This is a genomic window from Syntrophorhabdaceae bacterium (genome assembly GCA_028713955.1).
Lineage (GTDB): Bacteria > Desulfobacterota > Syntrophorhabdia > Syntrophorhabdales > Syntrophorhabdaceae > UBA5609.
This window is the reverse complement of record JAQTNJ010000035.1, coordinates 10,574-19,680: the sequence shown is the minus strand read 5'-3', so window position 1 is coordinate 19,680 and position 9,107 is coordinate 10,574. Positions and strand designations below refer to the sequence as shown.

The following is a 9,107-nucleotide window of genomic DNA, read 5'->3' as shown; positions in this document are numbered from 1 at the left end:
AACTCACGCTTTACGCTCTCAGCCCCGATAAGATCAAAGATACGGCCGACAAAGAGATGCTTGTCCGGGGAGAGGCGGGAGGAGCAGGGGCGCTGGTATGCCACCTTCAGGTTCACGGGTCGTATCATGTCTCCGAGTTCAACAAGACGGTTATAAAGGTACTCATAGAAATGGACAGGCTTGAAGGGCACATCGATCCCATGGGCCATGCTATAAGACGTGTAGGCCCCGTAACACTCATCGTGAAAACATATGACCTCCGTTGGCTTATATTTCGCTATGGTTTCAATGATGCCCGGCAGCCTTTCTTTGATGATGGAGTTCCTTCCATAATGCAGGTACATGAGCTGGCAAAAAAAATGAAACATCTTGCGCTCATCAGTTGATATTACCGCAATCCCCTCAAAGAGTCTTCCCTGTATAAGATGCGTGAGCTCGGAAAAGGCGCCGATATTCAGAACCGGCCCATTTATCTCTTTGATCTCCGGCCGGCCCCTGAAGGGTATCCCGATATTGACCGCCCGCTGGATAAGGGGCCTCGGCACCGGGGAGATGCCGAGCAATTCCTGCTTCTCTGCGATAAGATAGAATGGATGGTTCCCGAATGCGCAGTACTCCTCGCAGGCATAGCAGGTCGCGCATTCGTGAAGCACGAAGGAGTCCTCTCCGCGGGCTATCTTCAGGATCTCTTTCCGTGCAGTCTCTTCATCAATCTCCATATACTGACATCTGGTAAGACACGCCTGGGTTTGACAGTCCAGACATCTTTCCAAATTAAATTTCAATGTATGCAAAGCTGCCTCCTTGCATTATCTGGCGTCCTGTCCAATCAAGCAAAATATTATTATATCCTCAACTACCCTTCTGCAACAGAATAAACCGCGAGAAGAGACAGCGGAAAGTATGATGCCTGCGGCTGTATATAGATTCCCACGGGCAAGCCCGAGGCACTATAAATACGCGCCTTGCGGGAAAGACCGCATTCACCCATGTCTAAAGACGTGGTACTCTTCTGGCTCGTGTCGTTTAAGGTGAATCTACCCAGCGAGTTCACGAGCGAGAGGAGGAGGCCGGGTACCCACGAAGTGGGTGAGGCTTTGCCAGTGGAGCCTCTCCCTCATGCTCGTCGCTATGTCTTCAGATCTTCCCTCTCCTTCGTAACGTGTCGGGGTCGCTTAAGGGCTTTACAGGTACTTTGTGGCTTTTATATACGGATATGACCGGAAGACCTATGAACAATTTCTGTATCGCCGATAATTCGCCTTCCGAAAGAGGCTGGACCGGGCACTTTCTTAAAGGGGTGTTTAGCTGGACTTCATCGGGACCGATATCCCTGACAATATGGGCCAACTCTGCCGCGCAGTTTTCATTCCCCTTTGTGAACATGAGCTGCAAAGCCAGTTTTCCCTTATATTCTTCTCTGAACTTTTTTATGCCTTCAAGAACCCCATCAAATCCAACAGACTTACAGGGGCGGTTGATCGCATCAAAGACTGCCTGTGTCGGCCCGTCGAGTTTGGCGATCACATAATCTGCCATGGCGAGCTCTTGCCTGACATCTTTACGATCTATTATCGATGAATTGGTGATAACGGCTATCGGTTCAGCGCGGGTTTTTTTCACAGCCTTTATTGCATCACCCAGGTTCGCTGCCAGGGTTGGCTCACCGCGCCCCGAAAAGGTCAAAAAGTCTATCCGGACATCAGGGGGCAGCATCTCCAGTTCCTTGACGATCTCTTCTTCGTTGACATATATCTCCCTCGAGAGAACAGCGCTCTTCGTTTTCCCCAACTGGCAATAGACACAGTCAAAGCTGCATATCTTTTCTGTTTGTGAGAGCAGGTCTATGCCAAGGGAACTCCCTATTCTCCATGAAGGAACTGGGCCATAGATATAATGAAACCTTCTATTAACGGACCCCAATCTATTTGCCTCCTGTTGATTCAACGAGGGGGGCGTCCTTGTCTCCACACCATTCCTCCATAGAACCATCATAGATTGAAACGTTTTTGTAGCCCAGGACCTCGCTCAACACAAACCACCATGAAGAAGCAAACTGTCCGTTACAGCACAGGACCACTATGCCCTTATCCTGGTCATTGCCGACGCTGTGCATAGCAATGTGCTTGAGGGCATCAGGGTTTGTGAAGCTCCCGTCCCTGTGAAAAACAAGTGAGTAAGGGAGATTAATCGCTCCGGGGATGTGCCCTTTTCTTTTCAGCATGGGATCCGAGACCTCTCCTCTGTATAGCTTTTCCGGTCTCGTATCAACGATAGCCAATTCCTTGAAATGGGATGTGATATATTCTTTTGTCGCCAGCACACTTTTGTTCCATTTGCACTTATAGTAACTTTTTGGTCGTTTGACCCAGTCTTTTGTTACAGGATAGTTCTTCACCAGCCACATTTTGTAACCCCCATCGAGGATGGCGGGGCGCTTTACTCCTGCATATTTCAGTGTCCAGGCGACGCGGGTCGCGTTTACAAGTTGCCGGACCAGATCCGTGTTCCCTGCGATCACCACATACGTGTCTGCGTTGATGCCGGAAGAGCAGATAGTGTCAGAGAGCTCGTCCCTGTGAGGAAGCTGACAGTCCAGGCTTTCTCCCATCGTGCGCCATGCAGCGTAAGTGAGGCTCAGGGCGCCGGGGATATGCCCTTCCCTGTAATCCTCGATCTTCCTGATGTCAAGCACAAGCAGCTTCGGGTTATTCAGGTTTTCGTTGAGCCATGATGCCGATACTACCGAAGGTAACTGTTCCGAATAAAGAATTGTGGGAGCACTTAGTATCATCAAAAACAATGCTAATGCTACGTGTTTTTTCATACCAGCCTCCTATGTTTTCTTGCTGTGTATATACCTCTCGAAATAATCTATGATCGCCTTTTGAAGCCCCGCCGCCCCGAGGGCTGAACAGTGGATCTTGAATTCCGGCAACCCGTTGAGGGCGGTTATTATGTCGTCTTCGGTAAGCATCATCGCATCGTCAAGATTTTTTCCTATTGTGAGTTCTGTCATGGCGCTTGCGCATGCTATAGACGCAGGACAGCCCCTTATCTGGTATTTCACGTCGGTGACGACATCATTGTCGACTTTGACATAAACCCTCAAAAAATCACCGCAGGAAGGATCGCCTATCTCGCCTATTCCGTTTGCGTCTTCTATGGTGCCGACGTTTTTTGGGTTTTTAAAGTGCTGAATAACCTTATCGCTGTACTCGTGCATAGCCTGTCCCTGCCTCCTTAATGATTGTGCTGTCTATATTATAGCAAATATTAGCCGGTTCGCATCATGGTTATCAGCTTTACCGTCCCTGTCCTTTTCAACTGCCTGAAGTTGGCCCCCTCGCTTATGTGTTTCAGCGCACCTGCTTCATCTGTAACCTTGCTGCCCGAAATAATATCGATCCCATAATCAAATAACGCCGTGCTCATAGGGGTTGTCGGCCCAAGGAGCATCTTGATACTCTTTGCGGGGCATGATCTGAGCAGTCCCGGCAGTGTGTGGTTTATAAGCGTTGTGCTTGAAATCGCCACTATATCCGATTGAGGGAGGTATTTTTCTGCATCGTCTTCAGGATAATCGCCTGATCTCTGCCTTTTTTCGATGACCCAGAGATTCTTCACGATCTTCTTTAAGGCATCCGTAAAGGGAAAATGGCCGATGACCGAAACGTTTTTGCCTGTCCCTTCTCGCAACAATAATTCTCCCGCGTTGACCTCGACAGAACGCGACCCGTCGATCTCAATGAGGGAATTTATCGCCGCAAGCCCTAAGGAAGCCCTGGATATGTCACGAGAGAGGGCGAATTGCGCAAGTTCAAGGGCTGAATTTTCCGTTAGAGAAGCAGGGGCGCTTTCGTCTATGTCTTCATCTGTGCAGTATTCCTTCAGCATGGTAGATGAAAGTCCGCAAAACCTGCTCACCACCGCGGTCCAGAAAACACCTTTCCTGACCTCTTTCACCGGGGCGTCAATGTCTATGCGGCTGATGATCGCTTCAAGAATCTCCATTATAACGCCTCACAAGCTTCTTCCTTTGCTCTCCGCTCTCCGCTCTCCGCTCTTAGCTCTTAGCTCTTTGCTCTCCGCTCTTAGCTCCCTGCTCTCCGCTCTCCACCGCTCCATTGCTAAACCCCGAATACATATCGCACGCCGGCGGTATTAAGGACAAACTGATGGGGCATCTTGCTCGCGAACGACAGGATCGCCTCGAACCCGGTACAGTGTGCCGGGATAATATGATCCGGGCCTATCGCCTGCATATCGGCCACGGTCCTCTCGATTATCTCCGGCGCCGCGTTGACGAGGTGGAATCCTCCTATCACCACGTGGACCTTCCCGATCCCCGTGATCTTCTGCGCGTGCCTTACCGTATTGATAATACCCGCGTGGGCGCAGCCGGATATAACAACGAGCCCTCTGCCTTTTACATTGCATACAAGGGCCTGCTCCCCGGGAAAATGATCCTGCTCAAGCCTCTCATTCCGCTTTATAAGCAGATCCGGTGAACCTTTTTCGTATTCCGTTACCCTCTCGATCTGCCCTGTCATATAACAACCGGGTATGACCTCAACCGGTTCCCGGACTTCTACTATCCTCGCGATGCCTTGTTTTTCTATAGCCTCTCTCTCCAATTGTTCCAGATCCGTCAATTCCTCACTCCCCGGTCGAAAGGCGTATCGATGGACAAAGGTTTCTTCTCCCACGTAGAGGGGCGTACCCGGGGCGCCTCGTTCCAGTATATCGATCATACCGCTCCAGTGATCGAAATGGCCGTGGCTTAAGCCGAATGCATTGACCTTCCCCAGGTCTATTCCGAGCAGTTCTATATTATTCATCACGCCAATGGGGTCAAGACCGTAATCGAACATAAGGAAGTATGATCTGTTGTCCACGACGGTCTCCACGTGGTACGAGAGGCCGTGTTCAGCATGGATGGAAACGCCGGGAGAGGCCTTGTGCCGTTTACCTGACGGAGGGTGCACCCTTACCGAATCATAGTAGTTGTCCGTTATGACAGTAATGATCAGCCTGTCAACTTCCGATGGGGTGAAGACCCCATGCATAGCCTGGCGTTCATTGATAGGCATACCTGCACCTCCGTACATTTATAGCACACAGTTCATAGCTCATGGCTCATAGCTACAGCAAGAACCGGGTAAGCAGTAAACAGTATGCATACAAGTCTTTTAATGCCTACTTCCTACTGCTTACTCTGTTTAGTTTTTGCTTTCAGCTATGAGCTATCAGCCATGAGCTGGTTTTCCTCCTCACGACGGTTCTCCTCAACCTTAACCTCAACCTGATTCTTCTTGCTCTACGTGACGTATCCTGATTTAATGATCGCACGTATTTGCGCCTGTTTCCAATGTTCCCTTGAGATACTGTTCTACTACCTCCCTGGGATGTTCACCCTGCGTGCCGGTAACTACCCTGACACCCTGCTGGGCAAAAAGCTGCTGGGCACGGCTGCCCATGCCTCCGGCTATGATACAGTTGACACCCTGCTGCGAAAGCCATGGGGGCAGCAATCCCGGTTCGTGTGGCGGCGGGGTAACATAGGTTTCGTTTACGATCCTGCCTTCTCCATCTATATCAATGAGCGCAAATGCTTCACAGTGACCGAAGTGGGCACATAATTTGCCTTGATTTGTGGGTACTGCAAATTTCATGGAAGCTGCCTCCTTAGCCGCAGAACACGCTTCACTCTCCTTGCCGGTCAGTGAAGAAAAGGCAAGAGGTGAATCCTGTTCAGGTTTATTGTTTAAAACGGCTTCGTCGTTTTTGCCGAACAATGCTATCTTGTCAACGATCTCATCGAACCTTTGCGCGGTCTTTGTCTTTGCATAGAAATACATATAGGGCTTTTCTTCATCACCGCTCTTCACGATATCGGGATCAAGGGGAATACTGCCCAAAAACGGTATTCCATAATCTTTCGCCAATTTCTCGCCGCCGCCGGAAGAGAATATGTTTACTTCCTTTCCGCAGTGTGGGCAGACGAATCCGCTCATGTTTTCAACGATCCCTGTAACAGGAAGACCCACTTGTCTGCAAAAGGTGATGCATTTTTCCACGTCAATCGTTGCGATCTGCTGGGGTGTCGTTACGATGATCGCGCTGCTTCTTGCACCCAGAAGCTGGGCAACGGAAAGCGGTTCGTCGCCGGTTCCCGGTGGGCAATCGACCACAAGGCAATCCAGATCACCCCAGGCAACATGCTGGAGAAACTCCCGTATCACGTTCGCCTTCATCGGCCCCCTCCATATGACGGCTTGCTCGTTCCCTTCAAGCAATAATCCCATAGAGACGACCTTGATCTGACCGAATACTTCAATCGGAACGATCTCTTCGTTATGCACGCCAACCTTTTTCCCGGCAAGGCCGAGCAGTTTCGGTACGCTCGGACCGTGAATGTCCACGTCCAGTATTCCTGTTCTCAGTCCCTTCAGAGAAAGGCTCAACGCAAGATTAACTGCCACTGTACTTTTCCCCACACCGCCCTTACCTGAAAGGATGATAAACGTATGCCGGATCCTGTCAAGCTTCTTTTGCAGCTCAATCTCATCAGTCAACTTTTCATTACTCATAATTCCTCCAGAATTGATTGTAATTTTGTATGGATTTCCCTTATTGCCCCGCTTGCAACACACTGTGGGGCAAAATCAAGGATGGTTTTCGCTTCTTTTTGTGCCTCCGTGATCTTCGGTTCATAGGGTATCTCACCAAGATAGACAAGGCCATTGTCCTTGCAGAGCTGCCGTGTTGCCTCAACATACGAGGCGTTAATGTCGCTTTTGTTTACCACAACAGCCGTCTTGATCTGGAAATGATTCGTTAATTCCACGATGCGCTTCAGATCGTGCGCCCCTGCCGGGGTCGGCTCTGTCACTATCACCGCCAGATGCGTCCCCGTGAGAGAAGAGATGACGGGACAACCTATCCCCGGCGGACCATCGATAAGGATCAACTCATGGCCCATCTTTTTCGCCTCTTCTCGGGCCTCATTCCTGACCATAGCGACAAGTTTCCCTGAGTTTTCTTCTCCCGGGAGCATTTCGGCAAAAACAAACCGGCCGTTATCCTCAGTGCTGCATATATAGCAATACCCGGCAAGCCTCTCATCGAAATCCACTGCTTCTGCCGGGCACAAGAAATGACAGGCCCCGCATCCTTCACAGGAAACAAGGTCGATCACAAAATCCTCGGATATTGCGTCATAAAGACAGACATCCCTGCATTTGCCGCAATGTGTGCAACGCTCCGGCACTATCCTTGCCTTTTTCCCTCCGAAAAACTCCTTTGTGAGCAATACCTCATCGAGGTTCAGGATCATATGGAGGTTCGCGGCATCCACGTCGCAATCTGCTATTACTTTATCCTGTAACAGAAAAGAAAGGGCCCCCGTGATAGATGTTTTTCCTGTTCCCCCTTTGCCGCTGACAACGACCATCTCTTTTATATGTGTCATCTTGCCACCTGCGTTTTTGTCTTCCCCAATAACCTGCCGATATTGACGGCAAGTTCCATAAACCGGTCTATATAGAGAGGAAGGGCCTGTAATAAGATGTCCCCCATGGAGTAATGGCGCGCAATCTCCCTGTCTTCAGGCAGCACCATGATTACAGGCAGATCGTTTTTTAACAGATATGTCTCAAGAGGAGGGAATTCACCATTTTGCCGGTTGATCACAATCCCGATCGGTTTTTCCATGTTTTTTGCCACCGAGACCGCGATCTTCAGGTCATGGAGGCCAAAAGGGGTTGGTTCCGTTACCATTACCACAACATCAGCATCGGAGATTGTCTTCACCACCGGGCATGATGTCCCCGGCGGTGCGTCGATGATCCGGACATGGTGTTCTTTGTAGTGGTGTTTTACCTCCTGTATGAGGGGACCCGCCATCGGCTCGCCCACATTGAGGATCCCATGTATAAAATCGATGTCCTGCGTTGCTATTCCCTTCTCGATCAACCCTATTCCCCGATCACCGTCCCTGATTGCTTTCTCCGGGCATATATATACACATAGACCGCATCCGTGACAGAGTTCAGGAAAAAGGAGTACGTTCCCCGGGAGCGTAACAAGGGCATTGAATTGACAGTGAGAGCTGCACTCTCCGCAGGAGGTGCATTTATCCTGGTCAATGACCGGCACCATGACCTTTGCCGGGGTGCTTTTATCAATTGTTGGCTTCAGGAATATGTGCCCGTTCGGTTCCTCCACGTCACAGTCAAGGTACTGCACCTTTTGTTTGGAACAGGCGAGAAAATAGGCCAGATTTACCGCTATCGTGGTCTTCCCCGTTCCTCCTTTGCCGCTTGCAAAGGCTATGTTCATATCTTCCATCGCCTTTAAGCCCTTGTCATAGATGTATTGCACTTCGGACACTTCTGCTCATAGCAGGGTATCCCCCGTTCATGAGGTGCTCTCGTTCCGCACTGAGGACATATGCACTCTCCCGCAGGTCCGAGTCCTTTTCCACCCATCCTGCCCTTGCCGCCGCCTCCGGCCCCGACTCCTCTCCCTGCTCCCGTGCCGGTTCCTCTTCCTGCACCTTTCCCGCTACCTTGACCATATCCCTGTACCATGATTATCTCCTTTCGCCCACGAAGGGGCGGACGGACAAGGATAAAGAGATTTAATCCCTGTCCGTCTCATCTTTACTTTTCTTCGTAGAGCTTTGCCAGCCGTTCCTTTATCTGCGTCAGCGTTGTTTCAAGTTCTGCTGCTTCTGATTTCAGCAACTCAACCTCTGCCTCCTTGCTCATGGTCGGAGGATACACTGGTGCCGCACCCGCCGCCTGGTACCACCCCTCGGGTTGGTTCACCCTGGCCCAGAATGGTAAACCGGTGGCATAAAACCAGTTCCGCCAGGTGAAACCTCTTCCTCTGCCCCGACCTATCCTGGGTCTGCAAAATCCTCCTCCCCACACCGGGTTCATATAACCGGGAGCGCTATAGCCCGCGCAATAACCGGTTCCTCTTCCCGTCATTGGGCCCTGTCCCACTGGTCCTGTTCCATCTCCTCTTGGCATAACACATACCTCCTTTTATTGGGGCTCACGTCGCCCCCTCTTCGGGCAAAGCCCGAAGAGACTTCC

The 9,107-nt window shown here is 50.6% G+C and carries 11 protein-coding genes; all 11 read right to left on the bottom strand.

The features are described 5' to 3' along the window. The coding region (locus PHU49_05160; protein MDD5243387.1) for a hypothetical protein at positions 1 to 719 on the bottom strand (719 nt) is incomplete at its 3' end. Between the two features lie 418 nt (positions 720 to 1,137). Next, complete coding sequence (locus tag PHU49_05155; protein MDD5243386.1) at positions 1,138 to 1,923, bottom strand: radical SAM protein; 786 nt, start codon at positions 1,921 to 1,923, stop codon at positions 1,138 to 1,140. Position 1,924: 1 nt separating this feature from the next. Beyond that, positions 1,925 to 2,827, bottom strand: coding sequence for a rhodanese-like domain-containing protein (locus PHU49_05150; GenBank protein ID MDD5243385.1), 903 nt, complete (start codon positions 2,825 to 2,827; stop codon positions 1,925 to 1,927). A gap of 9 nt (positions 2,828 to 2,836) precedes the next feature. Then, positions 2,837 to 3,226 (bottom strand): iron-sulfur cluster assembly scaffold protein, encoded by a 390-nt coding sequence (locus PHU49_05145; protein ID MDD5243384.1) that lies wholly within the window; start codon positions 3,224 to 3,226, stop codon positions 2,837 to 2,839. Between the two features lie 50 nt (positions 3,227 to 3,276). Further along, positions 3,277 to 4,014: a DUF364 domain-containing protein gene (locus tag PHU49_05140; protein ID MDD5243383.1), complete on the bottom strand. Its 738-nt coding sequence runs from the start codon at positions 4,012 to 4,014 to the stop codon at positions 3,277 to 3,279. Between the two features lie 116 nt (positions 4,015 to 4,130). Next, on the bottom strand, positions 4,131 to 5,093 hold the full coding sequence (locus tag PHU49_05135) for an MBL fold metallo-hydrolase (protein MDD5243382.1): 963 nt from the start codon (positions 5,091 to 5,093) through the stop codon (positions 4,131 to 4,133). Between the two features lie 246 nt (positions 5,094 to 5,339). After that, on the bottom strand, positions 5,340 to 6,593 hold the full coding sequence (locus tag PHU49_05130; protein ID MDD5243381.1) for an iron-sulfur cluster carrier protein MrpORP: 1,254 nt from the start codon (positions 6,591 to 6,593) through the stop codon (positions 5,340 to 5,342). Beyond that, positions 6,590 to 7,474, bottom strand: coding sequence for an ATP-binding protein (locus tag PHU49_05125; GenBank protein MDD5243380.1), 885 nt, complete (start codon positions 7,472 to 7,474; stop codon positions 6,590 to 6,592). The genes PHU49_05130 and PHU49_05125 overlap by 4 nt, the downstream gene beginning before the upstream one ends. Then, on the bottom strand, positions 7,471 to 8,394 hold the full coding sequence (locus tag PHU49_05120; GenBank protein ID MDD5243379.1) for an ATP-binding protein: 924 nt from the start codon (positions 8,392 to 8,394) through the stop codon (positions 7,471 to 7,473). Before PHU49_05120 ends, PHU49_05125 begins: the two co-directional genes overlap by 4 nt. Further along, entirely contained in the window at positions 8,369 to 8,581 is a 213-nt protein-coding gene (locus PHU49_05115) for a hypothetical protein (protein MDD5243378.1), read from the bottom strand. Before PHU49_05115 ends, PHU49_05120 begins: the two co-directional genes overlap by 26 nt. Positions 8,582 to 8,666: 85 nt before the next feature. Then, positions 8,667 to 9,041 carry a DUF5320 domain-containing protein gene (locus tag PHU49_05110; protein ID MDD5243377.1) on the bottom strand — a complete coding sequence of 125 codons (375 nt, stop codon included), beginning with the start codon at positions 9,039 to 9,041 and terminating at the stop codon, positions 8,667 to 8,669. Between the last annotated feature and the right edge of the window lie 66 nt (positions 9,042 to 9,107).